This window comes from Noviherbaspirillum sp. L7-7A (genome assembly GCF_019052805.1).
Taxonomy (GTDB): domain Bacteria; phylum Pseudomonadota; class Gammaproteobacteria; order Burkholderiales; family Burkholderiaceae_D; genus Noviherbaspirillum_A.
In genome coordinates this window covers 3,826,667-3,846,829 of sequence record NZ_JAHQRJ010000001.1, presented here as the reverse complement: position 1 = coordinate 3,846,829, position 20,163 = coordinate 3,826,667, and the positions used below count along the sequence as shown (strand labels likewise).

The window sequence follows — 20,163 nt, the reverse complement described above, 5'->3', positions numbered from 1 at the left end:
AAACCGTTATGTATTGAACATCAGCGCCGTGAGCAGGAAGTCCAGCGCCAGCACGGTGAGCGAACCGATCACCACGGTCCGCGTGGTGGCGCGGGCCACGCCTTCCGGCGTCGGGCGGGCTTCATACCCCTGATAAAGCGCGATGAACGTCACCGCTATGCCGAACACAATGCTCTTGATGACGCCATTGGCAATGTCCTTGAAGATATCGACGCCGCCCTGCATCTGCGACCAGAAAGCGCCCTCGTCGACGCCGATCAACAGCACGCCAACCACGTAACCGCCCAGGATGCCGACGGCGCTGAAGATCGCGGCCAGGATGGGCATGGCGATCACGCCGGCCCAGAAGCGTGGCGCCAGCACCCGCTGCAGCGGATTGACCGCCATCATTTCCATCGCCGCCAGTTGCTCGCCGGCCTTCATCAGGCCGATTTCGGCCGTCAGCGAGGTGCCGGCGCGGCCGGCGAACAGCAGCGCGGTCACCACCGGCCCCAGTTCCCGGGTCAGCGACAGCGCCACCAGCAGGCCCAGCGCCTGTTCGGATCCGTATTTGTTGAGGGTGTAGTAGCCCTGCAGGCCGAGCACGAAGCCGACGAACAGGCCGGACACGCTGATGATGACCAGCGAATAATTGCCGATGAAATGAATCTGGTCGGTAATCAGGCGGAAACGGCGCAGCAGGCCGCCCGACGCGCCCAGCACCGCGAAGAAGGTGCGGGTGCCGTAGCCAAGGTTGACCACGAATTCACGCACGCTGCGTCCTATGGCGGACAGGAAGGCCAGGATCATGGGCGCGCTCCCAGGCCGAGATCGTCGGCCAGGCTGCGGCCGGGGTAATGGAAAGGCACCGGGCCGTCGGCCTCGGCATGGACGAACTGCTTCACATACGGGTCGCTCGATTGCAGCATCTGCTGCGGCGTGCCATGGGCGACGATTTTCCCCTGCGACAGGAAATAGACATAGTCGGCAATCGAAAACGATTCGTGCACATCGTGCGAGACCAGGATGGAGGTCGAGCCCAGTGCATCGTTCAGGCGGCGGATCAGGTTGGCGGTCACGCCCATCGAGATCGGGTCGAGCCCGGCGAAAGGCTCGTCGTACATGATGAGCTGCGGGTCCAGCGCCACCGCCCGCGCCAGGGCTACCCGGCGCGCCATGCCGCCGGAAATCTCGGCGGGTTTCAGCATGGCCGCATTGCGCAGGCCGACCGCATGCAGCTTCATCAGCACCAGGTCGCGCAGCAGTTCGTCGGGCAGGTCGGCATTCTCGCGCAGCGGGAAAGCCACGTTGTCGAACACGGTGAGGTCGGTGAACAGGGCGCCATGCTGGAACAGCATGCCGATGCGCCGGCGCATCTGGTAGAGCGCTGCCTGGTTGCGGGTATCGACCGCCCTGCCGTCCAGCATGACGCCGCCACGGGTGGGAGCAATTTGCCCGCCGATCAGGCGCAGGATGGTGGTTTTACCCGATCCGGAGCCGCCCATCACCGCAATCACCCTGCCGCGCGGGAAATCCATTTCCAGCCCGGACAGGATGGGTCGGTCTCCATAGGCAAAATGCAGGTCGCGGATTTCTACGAGGTTGGGCACGGGTCGTGGCGGAATTTAAAAATACGTGATTGTAGAGCAGAAAGCCGCTCCGGCTTGGAGCGCCAGGTAACGCTGGCGAGCAGAATGTTGCTTACCAAAGGGAACACATGTTGTTGCAAAAAGTAAACTTAACCGTATTTCATGCATGCCAGTAAGGCATCACATGCCTGGTGTGTCCCTGCGCCAGGCAACTTCAGACAAGCGAAGGTAGTGACGCTTTCTGGAACAAAGTCCTTGAAAATGACAAATTTTCTGATTGCAACAATCCACTGACTCGACAGCAAATCCGGCGGATTATAACCTTTCCTGCGGCCAAGCTGCTTTTACCGTCCAGCAAACTGTTTCGGAAAGGAAAAAAAGCCTGCTTGCGCAGGCTTTTCTGACATCCCGGCGGCCGTATCAGCGCGGCAGTACGGATGCGCCCATCAGGAACTCGTCCACGGCGCGGGCACACTGCCGGCCTTCGCGGATCGCCCAGACCACCAGCGACTGGCCGCGACGCACGTCGCCGGCGGCGAAGACCTTGTCGACCGAAGTCTTGTAGCAGGTATCGCCCTCGGTGCTGGCGCGGGCATTGCCGCGGGCATCCCGGTCGACGCCAAAGGCATCCAGCACCTGCTGCACCGGCGAGACGAAGCCCATGGCCAGCAGCACCAGGTCGGCCTTCAGTTCGAATTCCGAATCCGGCACTTCCTGCATGCGGCCGTCCTTCCATTCGACGCGGGCGGCGATCAGCTTCTCGACCTTGCCGTTCTTGCCTTCCAGGCGCTTGGTGGCCACGGCCCAGTCGCGCTCGCAGCCTTCCTCATGCGAGGAAGAGGTGCGCAGCTTGGTCGGCCAGTACGGCCATACCAGCGGCTTGTTTTCCTGCTCGGGCGGTTGCGGCAGCAGTTCGAACTGCACGACCGACGCCGCGCCATGGCGGTTGGAGGTGCCGACGCAGTCGGAACCGGTGTCGCCGCCGCCGATCACGACCACATGCTTGCCGGTGGCCTTGATCTGGTCTTTCAGCTTGTCGCCGGCATTGACCTTGTTCTGCAGCGGCAGGAAGTCCATCGCGAAATGCACGCCGGCCAGTTCGCGGCCGGGCACCGGCAGGTCGCGCGGCTGCTCTGCGCCGCCGGCGATGACCACCGCGTCGAACTCTTCCTTCAACTGTTCCGGCGAGATGGTTTCCTTGGCCCAGTTGGTGACATTGGCCGGGAAGTCCTTGCCCACCAGCACGCCGGTGCGGAAGGTCACGCCTTCGGCCTTCATCTGCTCGACGCGGCGGTCGATATGGGACTTCTCCATCTTGAAATCCGGAATGCCGTAGCGCAGCAGGCCGCCGACCCGGTCATTCTTCTCGAACACCGTCACATCGTGGCCGACGCGGGCCAGCTGCTGGGCCGCGGCCATGCCGGCCGGGCCGGAACCGACGACGGCGACCTTCTTGCCGGTCTTGTTCTCGGCCGGCAGCGGCACCACCCAGCCGTTTTCCCAGCCCTTGTCGATGATGAAATGCTCGATCGACTTGATGCCCACCGGGTCGTTGTTGATGTTCAGCGTGCAGCCGGCCTCGCAGGGCGCCGGGCAGATGCGGCCAGTGAACTCCGGGAAGTTGTTGGTCGAATGCAGGTTGTCCAGCGCCTCGCGGTAGGTGCCGCGGTAGACCATGTCATTCCAGTCGGGAATGATGTTGTTGACCGGGCAGCTGCTGTTGCAGAAGGGGATGCCGCAGTCCATGCAGCGCGCGCCCTGCACCTTGGCCTGGTCGTCCGATAGGCGGACAGTGAATTCCTTGTAGTGCTTGATGCGCGCGGTCGATGGTTCGGCCGCTTCTTGCATACGCTGGAATTCCAGAAAGCCGGTTACTTTACCCATTTGTTTTACTCACCTCGTCAACCGCGCGGCGTCGTGCCGCGCGGGATTGTTGATCGTTAAGCCGGAACCTTGTCCTTGGCTTGCCTGGCGGTGCGCGCCGCATCCATTTCGCCCAGCGCCCGCTTGTACTCGGTCGGGAACACCTTGACGAACTTGCCGCGGGCATTGGACCAGTCGTCCAGCAGGGCCCGCGCGCGGGTGCTCCCGGTGTACTTGAAGTGGCGCTCGATCAGGCCCTTCAGGATCGCCTCGTCGGTCTGGCCTTCGCCGCCGCGCAGCTGGCTGTGCCAGGTCGCCTTCGGCATCTTGGCTTCCTGGTCCGCGGCCGACAGCACGCCGTCCAGCGCCACCATCGACATGTTGCACTTCTTCGCGAAGTCGCCGTCCTCGTCATAGACGTAGGCAATGCCGCCCGACATGCCGGCTGCGAAGTTGCGGCCGGTGGTGCCGAGCACGACCACGGTGCCGCCGGTCATGTATTCGCAGCCATGGTCGCCGGTGCCTTCCACCACGGCCACCGCGCCGGAGTTGCGCACCGCGAAGCGTTCGCCGGCCACGCCGTTGAAGAAGGCTTCGCCGGCGATCGCGCCGTACAGCACGGTGTTGCCGATGATGATGTTGTCCACGGCGCGGCCGCGGAACTCGGTGTTGGGACGGACCACGATGCGGCCGCCCGACAGGCCCTTGCCGACATAGTCGTTGCCCTCGCCCACCAGGTCCAGCGTGATGCCGCGCGCCAGGAAGGCGCCGGCCGACTGGCCCGCGGTGCCGTGCAGCTGGATGTGGATGGTGTCATCCGGCAGGCCTTCATGGCCGTAACGCTTGGCCACTTCGCCCGACAGCATTGCGCCAACGGTGCGGTTCAGGTTCTTGATCGGCGTGATGAAGGACACGCGCTCGCCCTTTTCCAGCGCCGGCCTGGCCTGCGCGATCAGCTTGTGGTCCAGCGCCGACTCCAGGCCGTGGTCCTGGAACTCGGCCTGGTACAGCGGAATGTCGTCCGACAGTTCCGGCTGATGGAAGATGCGGCTGAAATCCAGTCCCTTGGCCTTCCAGTGCGACACGGCGCGCGACTTGTCCAGCAGGTCGGTGCGGCCGATCAGCTCGTCATAGGTGCGGATGCCCAGCTGCGCCATGATCTGGCGCGCTTCCTCGGCAACGAAGAAGAAGAAGTTCACCACGTGTTCCGGCTTGCCGGTGAATTTCTTGCGCAGCACCGGGTCTTGCGTGGCCACGCCCACCGGGCAGGTGTTGAGGTGGCACTTGCGCATCATGATGCAGCCCTCGGCCACCAGCGGCGCGGTGGCGAAGCCCACTTCATCGGCGCCCAGCATCGCGGCGATCACGACGTCGCGGCCGGTCTTGATCTGGCCGTCGGTCTGCACGCGGATGCGGCTGCGCAGGCGGTTCAGCACCAGCGTCTGCTGGGTTTCGGCCAGGCCGAGTTCCCACGGCGTGCCGGCATGCTTGACCGAGGACAGCGGCGACGCGCCGGTGCCGCCGTCATGGCCTGCCACCACCACGTGGTCGGCCTTGGCCTTGGCCACGCCCGCGGCCACGGTGCCCACGCCCACTTCCGACACCAGCTTGACCGAGATCGATGCCTGCGGATTGACGTTCTTCAGGTCGTGGATCAGCTGCGCCAGGTCTTCGATGGAGTAGATGTCATGGTGCGGCGGCGGCGAGATCAGGCCCACGCCAGGCACCGAGAAGCGCAGCTTGGCGATGTACTCGGACACCTTGTGGCCGGGCAGCTGGCCGCCTTCGCCGGGCTTGGCGCCCTGCGCCATCTTGATCTGGATCTGGTCGGCCGAGATCAGGTACTCGGCGGTGACGCCGAAGCGGCCCGATGCCACCTGCTTGATCTTCGAGCGCAGCGAGTCGCCCGGCAGCAGCGGCATGTCGACTTCGATTTGTTCCTTGCCAACGATGGAGGCCAGGGTATCGCCCTGCTTGATCGGGATGCCCTTCAGTTCCTGGCGATAGCGGTTCTCGTCCTCGCCGCCTTCGCCGGTGTTGGACTTGCCGCCGATGCGGTTCATCGCAATCGCCAGGGTGGCGTGGGCTTCGGTCGAGATCGAGCCGAGCGACATGGCGCCGGTGGCGAAGCGCTTGACGATTTCCTTGGCCGGCTCGACTTCCTCCAGCGGGATCGCACGGGTCGGGTCGAGCTTGAACTCGAACAGGCCGCGCAGGGTCATGTGGCGACGCGACTGGTCGTTGATGATCTGGGCGTATTCCTTGTACGTGCTGAAGTTGTTGGCGCGGGCCGAGTGCTGCAGCTTGGCGATCGCGTCCGGCGTCCACATGTGGTCTTCGCCGCGCACGCGGTAGGCGTATTCGCCGCCGGTGTCGAGCGCGTTGGCGAGGATCGGGTCATTGCCGAAGGCCAGGCGGTGCAGGCGCAGCGCTTCCTCGGCCACTTCGAACACGCCGATGCCCTCGACGTTGGACGCGGTGCCCTTGAAGTACTTGTCCACCAGCGCCTTGTTCAGGCCGATGGCTTCGAAGATCTGCGCGCCGCAGTAGGACATGTAGGTCGAGATGCCCATCTTGGACATGACCTTCATCAAGCCCTTGCCGACGGCCTTCTGGAAGTTGTAGATCGCCTTTTCTTCCGACAGGTCGCCCGGCAGGCCGCGCGCCATCTCGGCCAGGGTATCCATCGCCAGGTACGGATGGATGGCTTCGGCGCCATAGCCGGCCAGCAGCGCGAAGTGATGCGTCTCGCGGGCCGAACCGGTTTCCACCACCAGGCCGGTGGAGGTGCGCAGGCCCTTGCTGACCAGGTGCAGGTGGATGGCGGAGGTGGCCAGCAGCGCCGGGATCGCGACGTTCTCGGCGCTCACGCGGCGGTCGGAAATGATCAGGATGTTGTGGCCGGAACGCACCGCGTCCACGGCCTGCGCGCACAGCGACGCCAGGCGCGCCTCGATGCCTTCCTTGCCCCATGCCAGCGGATAGCAGATGTCCAGCTCATGCGAGCGGAACTTGCCGCCGGTGTGCCTGCTGATATCGCGCAGGCGGGCGATGTCGGCATAGTCCAGGATGGGCTGCGAGACTTCCAGCCGCATCGGCGGATTGATGTTGTTGGTGTCGAGCAGGTTGGGCTTGGGGCCGATGAAGGACACCAGCGACATCACCATCGCTTCGCGGATCGGGTCGATCGGCGGATTGGTCACCTGCGCGAACAGCTGCTTGAAGTAGTGGTACAGCGTCTTGTTCTTGTTGGACATGACGGCCAGCGGCGAGTCGTTGCCCATGGAGCCGGTGGCTTCCTCGGCCTGCACCGCCATCGGCGACATCAGGAACTTGAGGTCTTCCTGGGTGTAGCCGAAGGCTTGCTGGCGGTCCAGCAGCGGCACGTCGGCCTGCGGCGCGGCGGCGTCGGCTTCCAGGTCGTCGAGCTTGATGCGGACCGACTCGATCCACTGCTTGTACGGCTTGGCGTTGGCGTAGGTGTCCTTCAGTTCCTTGTCGTCGATGATGCGGCCGGCGTCGAGGTCGATGAGGAACATCTTGCCCGGCTGCAGGCGCCATTTCTTGATGATCTTGGATTCCGGGATCGGCAGCACGCCGGACTCGGACGCCATCACCACGAAGTCGTCGTCGGTGACGATGTAGCGGGCCGGACGCAGGCCGTTGCGGTCGAGCGTGCCGCCGATGTGGCGGCCGTCGGTGAAGGCCATCGCGGCCGGGCCGTCCCACGGCTCCATCATCGCCGCATGGTATTCATAGAAGGCGCGACGGTTGTCGTCCATCAGGGTGTGGTTTTCCCAGGCTTCGGGAATCATCATCATCATGGCCTGGGGAATCGGATAGCCCGACATCACCAGCAGTTCCAGCGCATTGTCGAAACAGGCGGTATCGGACTGGCCTTCATAGATCAGCGGGAACAGCTTCTTCAGGTCGTCACCCAGCACGGCCGACTTCATCACGCCTTCGCGGGCGCGCATCCAGTTGAAGTTGCCCTTGACGGTATTGATCTCGCCGTTGTGCGCCAGGAGGCGGTACGGGTGGGCCAGCGGCCATTCCGGGAAGGTGTTGGTGGAGAAGCGCTGGTGCACCAGGGCCAGCGCGGAGATGCAGCGCTCGTCCTGCAGGTCGCGGTAGTACACGCCAACCTGGTCGGCCAGCAGCAGGCCCTTGTAGACCACGGTGCGGGCCGACATTGAGGGCACGAAAAATTCCTTGCCGTGCAACAGGTTCAGCGCCTGGATCGCGTGGCCGGACGACTTGCGGATCACGTAGAGCTTACGTTCCAGCGCGTCGGTCACCATGATGTCCTGGCCGCGGCCGATGAATATCTGGCGGATCACCGGCTCTTTTTCGCGCACGGTGGGCGACATCGGCATGTCGATGTCGACCGGCACGTCGCGCCAGCCCAGCACAACCTGGCCTTCGGCCAAGACTGCGCGCTCGATTTCCTGTTCGCAGGCGATGCGCGAGGCGCTTTCCTTGGGCAGGAACACCATGCCGACGCCGTATTCGCCGGGCGGCGGCAGCGTTACGCCCTGCTTGGCCATTTCTTCACGATAGTACTGGTCAGGAATCTGGATCAGGATGCCGGCGCCGTCGCCCATCAGCTTGTCTGCGCCTACCGCACCGCGGTGATCGAGATTTTTCAGAATCAGCAGACCCTGCTCGACGATGGAATGGCTTTTTTTGCCCTTGATATGGGCGATGAAACCGACGCCGCAGGCGTCATGTTCATTGGCTGGATCGTATAGACCTTGCGCGTGCATGGGGTTTCTCCACTGCTGATAAGAATTGACCGTGCAGAATAGTGCAAAGAATCAGATAGTTCAATGAGAAAAATTAGGGTCAGAGTGCAATTAAAAATATGCCTTATGCCGGGTCATTTTAATTGGGGACAGAGTCAAGGCAGTGCAAACGGTCAGGTGTCGGGCTTGTTTGTCTTTCTAGATTGCAACGACATCTCTGCTGGAGGCCTGCCTCTGCGGCCGGGCGACATCCGACGCTGTGTGCGCTTTTCGAGTTCCTGCTTGAATTCCTTAGAGCCCAGCGGCCAGCCGCCGCGTACTGCGGCGCCGATATGGTCAATCTCCGTGCGGGACATGCCGCGCTCCATTTTCTGCCGGTAAGCGGCCTCGCGTTCGAAGGGGGTATTGCCCAGCTGCCAGTACTGAGGATGGTCGGTCAGCATTGGGTCTGTCTGTATGCCGGCATGATGGGCATAGCTGGACCAGCGGTAATCCACCGGCTCCGCCGCTGCGCTTTCCAGAACCGGGCGCATTTCCATATAGCGGCAGCATTCCAGGAACCAGCCCTGCGCCTCGACCACGGTGGCCTGGTAACGGCTGCCCCACAGGGTGCCGCTGCGCTTGTACTTGCGATTGAAGTACGGCACGTAGTAGCGGCCTATCCATTGCATCATCTTGCCCGGTCCCTCCTCGTCTGATGGCGTGATCAGCAGGTCGATGCTCTCGGGCAGCAGCACGTAGGCATGGAGGGCAACGCCAAACTTCCAGCTGGCCTCGCGCAGCCAGGCGAGATAGGCGATGTAGTCGTCGCTGTCACGGAACACCGGCTGGCGGTCGTGACCCTGCTGGCTGAGGTAGTGGGTTTGCTGGGGGATTACCAGTCGGGGGAGTCGGGCCATGGAAGCAGGCGTGCCGGTTGGGGAGCCGACATTGTACTGACTTGGGAATGCTGTTTACAGCGTGCTTGGGATTTGTTGGCGCTGCTCTTCCACGCGCAATTGATACGCATGTAACCAACGCGCAGATGATGACGCATTGTTACCAGCTTATAAACGTTCGTTTGTTAACAGTTTGCTTTTGCTGAGACGTAAAAAAGCCCGCACTTGGCGGGCTTTTCTCATTCCTCTTGCCAGATTACTTTACAGACTTGCGGCGTGCTACTGCAAAACCAAACAGGCCCAAGCCAAGCAGCGCGACTGTTCCTGGTTCAGGCACATTGCCCGCGCCATCTCCGCCGCCTTCCGTGCCTTTCGAACCGATCAAACCAGTCAGCCTCGTTGTGGTGTCATAGATGTCAGTCGCGAAAAGGTAACCGTTGGCATTTGCCAGGAAGCTGCTTTCGGTAATGCCGTTCCCGTGCACTGTAAAGGAAATCGTGGTGTATTGCGCATTGCTCGAGCCATTGCCGCACAGCACACAATCGGCAGCGTACGTAAAGTTACCGAATCCTGGCTGGGTAACATTTTGTTTGTTTACGGTAAACAGTGGAGCAGGGGTATTGTTGGTGCCGCCATTAGGCACAAGCGGTGAAATATCAGTGAATGTATAGCCGCTATCCAAGGAAGCCAAATTAAACGCAAACAAGGAATGCGAGCCCGTCTCTACAAAATAGTTAGGGTTCACCGAAACAGTGACATCGACTTCGTTCGTAGACCCCGTCAATGTTACGGTGCCCAGAGAAACGTTTTGCTGCTTAACGCTGTTGGAGTAATCCATCAGGGTGTAGACCAACGACGCATTCGCCGCTGTGGCGCTGCAGAGAAGGGCGGCAGCAAGTGCCATGGGACGGACAAATTTGAATGCATTCATGCTTGGCTCCGGTGAGTGATCTTGTCCACAGATTAGCATTTTGCATGCCAGAAACTTTTTTCGTTTCTTTTCAAACACTTACTGAGAATCAAGTATTGTTAGAACCTGATGGTGTAAAGTTTCTCGACAGAATTTTTTTGTAGTGCGGTTTCATCAATTGTGAAAGGTGATTATCGACTGCATCTTCATTCAGCGGCTTTACGATGCTGAAGACGTTGGCCCGAGAAACGGCAAACCGACGCGCCAGCTCACTTACACGCACGCTAGCCGCGTGATCTGCGGTAATCACCGTGCGTTGCTCAGTGCTAGTCTTCGATGGACGCCCGAGTGCCCTACTCGCTGTCTTCGCCATGGCCAGGCTAGACTGTGTTCGCGCCACCAGCAGATCCCACTCCATCTCGGTAACCGCCGCCAGCATCTCCAACATCAGTTTGCTCGCACTCGATATCAGGTCGAGTTTCCCCAGGCTGTAGCACGATCACCTCGATCTTTCGTGCAGCCAGCGCCTTGATAGTGGCGCCGCCATCTTGTGCATCACGGCAAATGCGATTCAGTTTCGATAGGCTTTGTTGCATAAATAAGGTAAAGACAGAGCTTGGCTTCCTACCGGCCTAGTTATGGCATCTTGATGCCGGTGCTGTCGACCAGCAAGTGAAGACCGGTCATGGTTGGTGCGACTTCAATAGCAACCTGCGCTAATAAACAAGTTTGGACTAACAAACGAAAAAAAGCCCGCTCGTGACGGGCTTCAAACATGCAGGTAGGGCTTTTATGCGTTCTTGGTTTTTGCTGACTTACGGCGTGCTGCAGCGAAGCCCAGCAGACCGAGACCCATCAGTGCCACCATGGTCGGCTCAGGCACGGCGGCGCTCGCGACGCCACCCGAATTGACCTGTCGGATATAGGTATTGTTCGTATTGCCTCCTTCGACTTGAATGGACGCATAAATATTCTTGCTGTTCGCAATGAGGAAGTCGTCCGAGCTAAGATTCGTGCCTGTGATCAAATAGGTTGACGACCCATTCTGGCTGAGATCCTTGTTAGAGCCGGAAGCGGCAAAATTGAAAACGAGATCGAATAAGCCGCTGTTGCTCGCGTTTCCAAAGCTGTCGTTATCGAGCGTCTTCGTAACTGTCGGCGCGCTGACGCCTCCTTTTGAAGTAACGGTGCTGATTGACGTATTACCTGTGGTGTTCAGGTTGAAGGCCCAGTCATTTACATACTGGCTAGGACTAAGACTGCTGAGCACCTTCATTACTAACTGCACGCCGTTTACAACATCAGTGAACTCTGCCGTTGCAAAAATTCCGGTCGCGTTTGCACTGGTAGTGCCATACAGACCTGCGTTAGAAAACTCGTAAATTACACTGGCGTTTGCTGCAGTGCTTCCTGCCAGCGACGCGAGAACGAAACCGCCGGTAGCCAAGACATTTTTGATTTTCGAGATGTTCATTTTCGTTTCCCTGTAAGGTGGTGATTGTTTATCTGATCAATGCATTCTGTAAGCAATGTTTGTTCCAGTAAATAATTCTCTTCATAAACAGTTACTTAAAACAAATATTTCTTATTAAAAATGTTTTCTGTAAGAATTTTCGACAGAATTGAGGGGCTTGTTGTGTCCCTCCCTATCGCTAACCATTGTTGCGAGCCTCGAAGCTGCTCCAGCGCTTCGTGCGGCGTGTAGCCATCGTAGGGATTGCCCGGCATGGAGCGCGCCCCGACCACCAGGCCCTCCTTCAACGTCGCCACGATCAACCCCTTGACGCCAAACTCGTAGCGCACGCGCGCCTTGCCTTGCTAATGCACCCGACTTCTGGTGCATGCAACGCAGACAGCTTGTTCTTGTCTTTGGGCCGTTGCTACAGGATGCGGCGGGTGCGCCCAGCAGTTCACCAAGCCATGCCAGGGCCTTCGACCACGCCGGACCGTCAGACAATGGCGATAGCACGCCCGTACGTATTGACTTCCGCATACTGAAGTACGTCGGCATCCTGGAAATAAACCATTTCGTGGCTCCATGGCTGGCCTATATGCACTCCTACCGACGCTTAGTAGCCGCGCTCACGGGCAACCACGCACGGCTCGGGGCCGATGTGGTTCGCTAAACCTTCATCGCAGTGGACTTTAACTACCTGCACCTTGCCGGTTTCCCGGCGCGCTCAGACGGATTCTCTACCCAGCCCCACACGACTTCTTCATCGGCTAGATCGAAGGTGTGTTGCAAGTAGAGCAGACCTGCGACCAGGCGCGGCCGCAAGGGCGGGCCACGATGCTTGGGGCACCATGGCACCATGGCCTCATAGACGACCTGGTCGATGGCATTTCAGTCGATTAGCTTCGCTAGCACGATGAGCGGATGGTTCAGATTGAGGTGGTCCCGGAAGTAGAAATCTTGTCGTTGTGCCGATGCGGCCTTTCCGGAATGATGACTCGGGTCCATTTCGGCCTCATCAAAATTTGCAGGGGAATGAATATGACACCAACCGTACCTTGCAAATGCCACGGCCTCACCCGCATGCAGACTCGGCCAAAACGGTTTTTCAGCGCAGCCTGAATAGGCTGCACCCACTACAAAAAGCCCGCTGAGCTTAGTGGGCTTTCTTGTCTTTAAAACGCATCGTTATCTAGATATGCATACCGCTTCGCTCAGAACCGGATCACCCAGTTCGCCTGAATGTACCGGTACTGGTAATCCGGCCCGCCAAACGAGGCCGTGCGCAGATACCCTGCCCTAAGGTCCAGCCGCTGCTGCCCGGCCAGCGGGCTGCTGAGGCCAAACTCCAGCAGGCGCGATGGCCCGCTCGGCGTCTCGGCAATGCTTTGCGTGCCGGCGCCGGCCAGAACGCTGCCGACCCAGCCGCTGGAACGGTAGCGCCATCCGGCCAGCAGCATGTTTTCCTGGTAGCGCTCGGGATTGAAATAGCCGCGCCGGCTTTCATTGGGCGTGCTGTCGTAATGGCGGAAGCGGTACTGGAAGGTCAGGCCGAGGTCGAGGTCGGGCTGGAACACCGCCCTGAAGCGCGCATGCCTGCGGTGGTTGTCGTCGCTGAAGTCCTGGTAACCCAGGGTGCCGATCAGGGTGACCTTGGGATGCGGCTGATGCTCCAGGCTGCCGCCGACGAAGGTGAAATGGATGCCCCGGTCGAGCGCGGTCCTGGTTTCGACAAAGTCGCGGTTGATGAAGAACTCTGCCGACGTGCCCTTCGCAATCGGCAGCAGGTAGCTGCCATCGGCCGTCAGCAGCGTATGGCCGCCCTGCGACATCGCGCCCGCTTCCAGCTGCCAGCTGCGCACGCCGGCTGTCAGCGGCCCCCTGGCCGCCAGCGCCAGCTGCTCCCCGCTCCTGGACCAGCCGTCCTGGCTGAAGTCATGATGGCGGTAACGCACGCCAGTGGCCGCATCCTGCGCCTGCAGCGACGGGAAGAAATCGACGCCCGTCCTGCGGGTGTTGAAATGTTCATTGTCATTGGACGCAAAAAACGTCGGTCCGGCCGCCATGGTGGGCGTGGACGGCTCGGCATCGGTTGCCAGGGCGCCAGCCGCATGCATGCCCAGGCTCATGAACAAAACGGAAAAACTGCGACGGCACATTGTCGTACCCATTATTTCGTGCCCCAACTCTTTTTCAATTCAAGCATTTCGGAAAGGTAGCCCAGAAGGCAGGCAGGTTGCAGGAATACGCTGTAGGCGAGCGTGTAAATCAAAAAGCCTGCAATGTTACGCCGGACGATCAGTCCATTGGCGTCGAACATCTTGCGGCCGATGGAGAACATCAGGATATTGATCAGCCCCGCCAGCGGCAGCAGCACCAGCGTCATCGGCCCGGCGATGAAATAATAGCCCAGCAGCGCGGCCACCAAGCCGGGCAGGAAAACGATGGTGAAGATCAGGTCGAGCAGCGGGAACAGCACATTCCAGTAGACGAAGAAGGTCGACAGCCGTGGCGTCACGAGGATTTGCGGATGCTGCTTGAAGGCTTCGATCATGCCGCGCGACCAGCGCTGTCTTTGCCGGATGAACTGCGACAGCGTGGTGGGCACATTGGTGAAGGCGCAGGCATCCTCGCAAAAGCCGACGCGGTAGCCTTTCTTCAGGATGGCCCAGGTCAGCACGATATCCTCGCCGACGCATTCGGGCCAGCCACCGGCCTCCTCCAGCACCGCCTTGCGGTAGAGCGAGAACGCACCCTGCGCCACCAGAGTGCCCTGGAACAGCGACTGGATGCGCTTGATGCAGGCAATGCCATGGAAGTAGTCCCATTCCTGCGCCTTGGCCAGCCAGTTCAAACGTGAGTTGCGCACCAGGATGCAGCCGGCCACCGCGGCCGTATTGGCCGGATCGTTGATGTAGCGCTCGACAATGTTCTTCAGCGCATCCTTGTACAGATAGGAATCGCCATCGACGGTGAGCACCAGCGAATGCCTGGCCTGCTTCAGGCCCTGGTTCAGCGCATTGGCCTTGCCGGCGTTCTTTTCCAGGTCGACCAGTTCCAGCCAGGGATAGTCAGCCTGCGCGCCGCGCACCAGCTCGGCGGTCCGATCCGGCGAGCCGTCATTGATCACGATGACCTGCAGCCTGCCGGGATAGCCCTGCTTGGCAACGCTTTCCAGTGTGCCCAGGATGCTTTCCTCTTCCTTGTAGGCCGCGATCAGGATCGACAGCGGCGGATAGAGCGCTTGCAGCGGTGCGCGCGGCGGCCGCCGGTCCAGCATCAGGGCGGCCACCATGAAGGCATTCATAAAGCCGGGAATGATGGCGATGCCGGCGATGATGGTGTAGGCCAGCGGGTAGCCGATATAGGCGGCCAGATCACGAGTCCATGGCTGCGAGAGATAGACCGACAGCGCCGCCCACAGCAAGGAGAAGACCACGGTGATGGCGAACTTGGTCCGAACTGACAAATAGAATTTCCGCTCGGATGCGGCTGGCGCCGCCGGCCTTTCGAGCGGTTGCGTGTCTAGCTGCAGAGGGTGCGCAGTCGGTTGTGTCTGGTCTTGCGGCGCGAGCAGGTCCAGCGCCTCTGCCTTGTAGGACAAAGGGGGCAGTTGCGTTTCTTTGAGATTTTTTTCGACCGCAGTTTTCATAACTGTTACGCTCCAATTCCAACCTGATAGGGCGCATAGAGACCAGCGCACCTCAGTTTTGTTTCCTTGTATCATATTTCCACAAGGAACTAAACCAGTATTTTCTCTAAAGCAACGCAAATCCAGCAAAGGACATGTCATCTCGCAACAGTCGTGGCAAGGTATTGATAGATTGAAAAGGAAGGGACGAGCATGGACTGCACCGCTGCTACCCGGTGGTAGAAGGGTTTTGAAGGAGGAAAAAGGAGCGACGTACTTCCAGACAGCGCATCGCAATCTGCCTGCCGGTACGGTGATGACATGACGACGTGATAACGTCTTTACTTCGATATGTGTCTTGCCACTTTTACCACTGCTCATCTACAGCTGATTGGCGCTTTCGAAGATGATGCGATTGCGCCCGGCCGCCTTGGCGGCATACAGCGCCTGGTCGGCGCGATTGATTGTCTCGCTACTGGATTCTCCCGGCCGGTATTGCGCAACACCGCCCGATATCGTGATGCGGGAGCAGTTTTCCATCTCCTCGATTTCCAGCGCTTCTATGCGCTCGCGTATCCGTTCCAGAAGCTGCTTGCTGCCTGCCAGGTGTGCATCCTTCAGTAACAACAGAAACTCTTCGCCACCGTAACGCCCGAAGCAGTCGCTCTGGCGGATTTCGTCCTGAACGGCCCCGGCTACCCTCTGCAGTACTAGGTCGCCCACCGCGTGGCCATGGTTGTCATTGATGCGCTTGAAGTGGTCCAGGTCCAGCAGGCAGACAGAAAAGCTGTCTGCGGCATCTTCGGCACGGTTGATTTCACTGACGATATGGCGGCGATTGTAGACGCCGGTTAGCGCATCACGAATCGCCAGGTTGCTGATGATCTCGTTTGCAATCTTCAGGCGGTGGAATGCGCGGCGACGCGCACTTTCGACAATGAGCAAAAAAATAGCAATGGAGAAGGAAGCGCCGATATGGCTGAAGATATACAGGAAGTGTGGGTTTTCCGTCGACGCAATAGGAAACACCACGCTGTTGCCGAGCAACAGGTGCGTCAAAATCATCGCCATGTTCGTAATCACGAGCCAGGCGACCGCAGAGCGGACGCTCCCCAGCATGATCGCAAGCAGCGGCATGGTAACGAACCATACCGCGCCAGGAGATACCACGTCGCCAAATACCACGCATTCCCACAATTTGAAGCTAAACAGCGAGGCGATAAACAGTTCACGCGCCAAAGACATTGACTGGCTGCAGCGGTAGATCAACGGTGTCACCACCATGATTACCCCAGCGACGGAAAGCGGCACTACGAGACGCCACATCTGTACCAGGGCATATTCAACAACGAAAGCCGGCACCAGTAATGCTGCCAGCAAGGACACATTAACTAGAGTCGTGACTACCATCGCCTGTTCCGGCGGAGCGTGTTCCGTGTCTGGCAGGACGTATCTGAGGTAGCGTTTGTAATGCTCTTTGAAAGCCTGTGTAGCGGCTGGCATGGAGTATCTTTGCAGGTTCTCTATTGTTATCGTCGCGGCCTGAACGCCGTGGCCCAATGCTTTTTTACGGCATTAGTGGGCAATACTTAAATCTACTACCCCTGCCTGGTGATGAAATAAGGGGAATTTCTGAAGCTTGTGTCGCCGGATCATCGACATCGATGCCCTGTTGACCTGAACGCGTCAACCATCACAGTGTCGATTTTCGCAAGCGTCCATCGCGTTGACTGCGCCGCTCCGAGGCGCGCCCAATATACTGCCCGCCCGCGGGACAATAAATCGAAACACAGCATGGAAATAGACAAACGCACAGATACCCTACTTAACCGGCTGGCTAAGCTTGAGGAACTGGTGCAGGTTCAGAGAGAGGAAATGCGCAGGTTAGCGCTTGAACGCGATCTATTCGCCGCGTGGTATAGCGCTACCAAGGGAAATTTCTGTCGTTTAGAACCCGTCCTAGCGGAAGAGGTCACGTCCTAACGGCGTTAGGAGACCGTTCTCCGCGACGCCTTGGCTTTCGACGGCTCAGCGTTCCCGCGCGGCGCGTCGCAGCACTTGCGTCACCGGCTCGGCCAGGTACTGGAGCGGCGTGCGCTCCTCTCCCTTGACATACACTTCGGCCGGCATGCCGGCTAGCAGCTTCAGATCCCCCGCGGATGCCAGCGATGCCGGGTCCGCTTCGACCAGCGCTGTGTAGTAAGGCACATTAGTGGCCCGATCAACGAGGCGGTCGGCTGAGACATAGACCAGCTTGCCATGCACCAATTGTGTGGTGCGCGCCTTGAAGGCGGTAAAGCGGATATCCGCTTCCTGGCCCTTGTGGACCCGGTTGATATCCTCTGTGCGGATCCGCGCTTCGGTCAGCAGACGGGTGTCGTCCGGCACGATGTCTGCAATCGTTTCGCGCGGCGGAATGACTACACCCGGTGTTGCATATTTCAGATCCATTACTTCACCATCCGCGGGTGCGACGATCACCTGACGCGCCGATGCGTCGATGGACTTGCGCTGCTCCTGCTCTATTTCGGAAACCCGTGCGGCAGTGACCTTAAGCTGGTCGCTGGCCTGCTGACGGTATTCGCTTTCCAGCGAGCGGATTTTCAAATCGGTATCGATCATGCGCTGTCCAGCGCGTGCCAGTTCCGAACGCCGCTCTTCAAGCTTCACGCCGTAATCGGCCACTATGCCTTCCAGCTGCGCGATGCGCGTGGGCGCGATATATCCATCCTTCAACAGCTTGCGATTGTTCTCCAAATCGTTTTTTTGGAATGCCATCGATTCCATCGCCTGCTTGATCTGGGCTTGCAGAAAGATTGTCTCTTCAGCAATTTTCTCACGCTGCGACCGCAGCAGCGCCGCTTGCCCAGTCAAGGCCTGACGCCGGGTCTGAAACAGTGACTGCTCTTTTGCCACCTGTGCCTGCAGCCGTGCATCAGTTTTTGCCCCTGCCAACACCTCAGCTGGAAAATCCACGGTTTTTGCCATGGACTGTTCCGCATCCAGCCGCGCCAGGCTGGCGCGCTCGGCCAGCACCCGGTAGTCCAAGCGGTTCCGGTCGGCGTCCACCGCGACGTCGCCCAGCACCAGCAGCGGCTCGCCCTTTTGCACCCGCTGGCCGTCGCGCACCAGCACCTCGCGCACGATGCCGCCCTCGGCATGCTGCACCGGGCGCCGGTTCAGATCGACCTTGACATACGCCGGCGCGACCACCGCCGACGAAAGCGGCGCCAGCGCCATCCAGGCCAGCACCGGCAACAGGCCTCCCAGTACGACCACACCGCCCCAGCGCGCCAAGCTGCGCGCCTCGTCGATATGGGGAATTAAATGGTCATTGGCCGCATCGGCCCGCATAGAAATTGTCATGCTGCTCTCTTCGTTATTTCACTTTGTCTGGTTGATCCGCTGGCGCCGCCTACGCAGCCCCTTGCGCAGCGCGCGGCATCGCCACGACCTGCGCACCGGCCGGCTGCCGCATTGCCTGCAGCACTTCGGCCACGGTGCCGTAGTGCTGGGCGCGGCCGGCTTCCAGTACCAGCATCTTGTCCATGTGCTGCACCAGAGTGCTGCGGTGAGTCACCACGACCACCGTGACCTCGCCCTTCAACGCCTTCAGCGCTTCGCCCAGCGCCAGCTCGCCGGCGCCGTCGAGGTTGGAATTGGGCTCGTCCAGCACCAGCAGCTTGGGGTCGCCATACAGCGCGCGCGCCAAGGCGATGCGCTGGCGTTGGCCTGGCGACAGCATCACGCCAGTGCTGCCAATCACGGTGTCGTATCCATTAGGCAAAGCCAGCACCATGTCGTGGATGCCGGCACGCTGCGCTGCGCGCACCACTGCTTCCGCGTCCACCGTTCCCAGCCGTGCAATATTTTCCGCGACCGTGCCGGCAAACAGCTCGACGTCCTGCGGCACGTATCCCAACCATGGGCCCAGCTCTTCCCGGTCCCACTGCGCCAGGTCGACGCCATCGAGACGCACCACACCGGCGTTCGGCTGCCAGAGTCCGGTCAGGAGGCGCACTAGAGTCGACTTGCCGGCGCCGCTGGAGCCTACGATGGCCATTGCCTCGCCCGGCTCCAGGCTCAACGACACGCCCGCCAGGATCATGCGCTCGCTCCTTGGCGGCCGGAAGACCAGGCCGCTGGCCTGCAGCCTGCCGGTCGGCGCCGGCAACTTCATCCGTTCCGGCTGGCTGCCGACCGTGGCGAGCAGAGCACTGGTGCGGGCATACGCCAGCCGACCTTCGGCCAGTACACGCCAGCTGCCAACGATTTGCTCGACTGGCGACAGGGCCTTGCCCAACAGAATAGTTGTCGCTACCAGGATGCCTGCAGTGCCTTCGCCTGTAATGACAAGATAAGCGCCCAGTGCCTGCATCAGCACCTGCACCATCTGCCGGGTGGCCCGGGTGGCGGCGGCCATGGCCACTGACTTCTGGGCGGTGGGTCGCTGCAATGCCGTGACTTTCGCATTAAGCTGGCGCCAATTCGAAATCAGCGCGCCGCCCATGCCGAGCGACTGCACCACTTCAGCATTTTGCATTGAAGCTTCAAGGTAGCGAGTAGACTTTGCTGCTTCCTGCTGCAGCGCCTCGATGTTCTTGCGAGTGATTCTGTCATTGAGTATGGCCAGGGCAAGCATCAGCACGCAGGCAGCTAGAGCAGCCATGCCTAGCACTGGATGGGCGAGCCAGATTACCGCGACATAGACCACTGCCCATGGTGTATCGAAGATAGCCAGTAGCCCTTGTGCAGACAGCAAGTTGCGCAGCGCAGCGACATCGCGCAAGCCTTCGGCACTTCCCTGCCCGGCATTGTTGGCCGAACGGGCAAGCATCACACGCGCCACTATTGGCGAGAGTTGCTCGGCCACCATGTTGCCAGCCACACCCTGCAAGCGGCTACGCAGGTAGTCGAGCAGCAGTGACAGGCTAAGCGCAATCGCCATGCCAAGCAACAGCACCAGCAAGGTTTCTTGGCTCTGGCTGGTTAGCACACGGTCAAAGACCTGCAGCATGAATAGCGCCGGGGCCAGCAACAGCAGGTTGGTGAAAAAAGAAAAGCAGGCGATGAACGCGAGCGGGCGCTTAACGAGCTTCAGGAGAGATTTCATGA

Annotated in this window: 13 protein-coding genes and 2 pseudogenes; all 15 read right to left on the bottom strand. The window is 60.1% G+C overall.

Features of this window, described 5'->3' with window-relative positions; all coding sequences use genetic code 11:
- Window positions 1–6 precede the first annotated feature (6 nt).
- On the bottom strand, window positions 7–789 hold the full coding sequence (mlaE, locus tag KTQ42_RS17535) for a lipid asymmetry maintenance ABC transporter permease subunit MlaE (protein ID WP_217346633.1): 783 nt from the start codon (window positions 787–789) through the stop codon (window positions 7–9).
- Complete coding sequence (locus KTQ42_RS17530; RefSeq protein WP_217346632.1) at window positions 786–1,589, bottom strand: ABC transporter ATP-binding protein; 804 nt, start codon at window positions 1,587–1,589, stop codon at window positions 786–788. The genes mlaE and KTQ42_RS17530 overlap by 4 nt, the downstream gene beginning before the upstream one ends.
- Window positions 1,590–1,988: 399 nt before the next feature.
- The gene (locus KTQ42_RS17525; protein ID WP_217346631.1) at window positions 1,989–3,452 is read right to left on the bottom strand and encodes a glutamate synthase subunit beta; all 1,464 of its coding nucleotides are present in this window, start codon (window positions 3,450–3,452) and stop codon (window positions 1,989–1,991) included.
- Window positions 3,453–3,508: 56 nt separating this feature from the next.
- A complete protein-coding gene (locus KTQ42_RS17520; protein ID WP_217346630.1) occupies window positions 3,509–8,197 on the bottom strand; it encodes a glutamate synthase-related protein in 4,689 nt (1,562 codons plus the stop codon).
- Window positions 8,198–8,349: 152 nt separating this feature from the next.
- A complete protein-coding gene (locus KTQ42_RS17515) occupies window positions 8,350–9,075 on the bottom strand; it encodes a transposase (RefSeq protein ID WP_217346629.1) in 726 nt (241 codons plus the stop codon).
- A 235-nt stretch (window positions 9,076–9,310) separates the two neighbouring features.
- Window positions 9,311–9,985, bottom strand: coding sequence for a PEP-CTERM sorting domain-containing protein (locus KTQ42_RS17510; RefSeq protein WP_217346628.1), 675 nt, complete (start codon window positions 9,983–9,985; stop codon window positions 9,311–9,313).
- An 88-nt stretch (window positions 9,986–10,073) separates the two neighbouring features.
- The gene (locus KTQ42_RS17505; RefSeq protein WP_217346627.1) at window positions 10,074–10,412 is read right to left on the bottom strand and encodes a hypothetical protein; all 339 of its coding nucleotides are present in this window, start codon (window positions 10,410–10,412) and stop codon (window positions 10,074–10,076) included.
- A 342-nt stretch (window positions 10,413–10,754) separates the two neighbouring features.
- Complete coding sequence (locus KTQ42_RS17500; protein WP_217346626.1) at window positions 10,755–11,438, bottom strand: PEP-CTERM sorting domain-containing protein; 684 nt, start codon at window positions 11,436–11,438, stop codon at window positions 10,755–10,757.
- Between the two features lie 200 nt (window positions 11,439–11,638).
- Window positions 11,639–11,856 (bottom strand): annotated as a pseudogene (locus KTQ42_RS17495) (IS5/IS1182 family transposase); the annotation flags it as partial.
- Between the two features lie 293 nt (window positions 11,857–12,149).
- Window positions 12,150–12,350: pseudogene (locus KTQ42_RS24020) on the bottom strand (IS5/IS1182 family transposase); the annotation flags it as partial.
- A gap of 281 nt (window positions 12,351–12,631) precedes the next feature.
- Window positions 12,632–13,534 (bottom strand): hypothetical protein, encoded by a 903-nt coding sequence (locus KTQ42_RS17490; RefSeq protein ID WP_217346625.1) that lies wholly within the window; start codon window positions 13,532–13,534, stop codon window positions 12,632–12,634.
- 53 nt (window positions 13,535–13,587) lie between these two features.
- On the bottom strand, window positions 13,588–14,886 hold the full coding sequence (locus tag KTQ42_RS17485) for a glycosyltransferase (RefSeq protein ID WP_249222806.1): 1,299 nt from the start codon (window positions 14,884–14,886) through the stop codon (window positions 13,588–13,590).
- A 543-nt stretch (window positions 14,887–15,429) separates the two neighbouring features.
- Entirely contained in the window at window positions 15,430–16,551 is a 1,122-nt protein-coding gene (locus KTQ42_RS17480; RefSeq protein WP_217346623.1) for a diguanylate cyclase, read from the bottom strand.
- Window positions 16,552–17,076: 525 nt separating this feature from the next.
- Window positions 17,077–18,414 carry an HlyD family type I secretion periplasmic adaptor subunit gene (locus KTQ42_RS17475; RefSeq protein ID WP_217346622.1) on the bottom strand — a complete coding sequence of 446 codons (1,338 nt, stop codon included), beginning with the start codon at window positions 18,412–18,414 and terminating at the stop codon, window positions 17,077–17,079.
- A 49-nt stretch (window positions 18,415–18,463) separates the two neighbouring features.
- Window positions 18,464–20,161: a type I secretion system permease/ATPase gene (locus KTQ42_RS17470; protein WP_217346621.1), complete on the bottom strand. Its 1,698-nt coding sequence runs from the start codon at window positions 20,159–20,161 to the stop codon at window positions 18,464–18,466.
- Window positions 20,162–20,163: the final 2 nt, after the last annotated feature.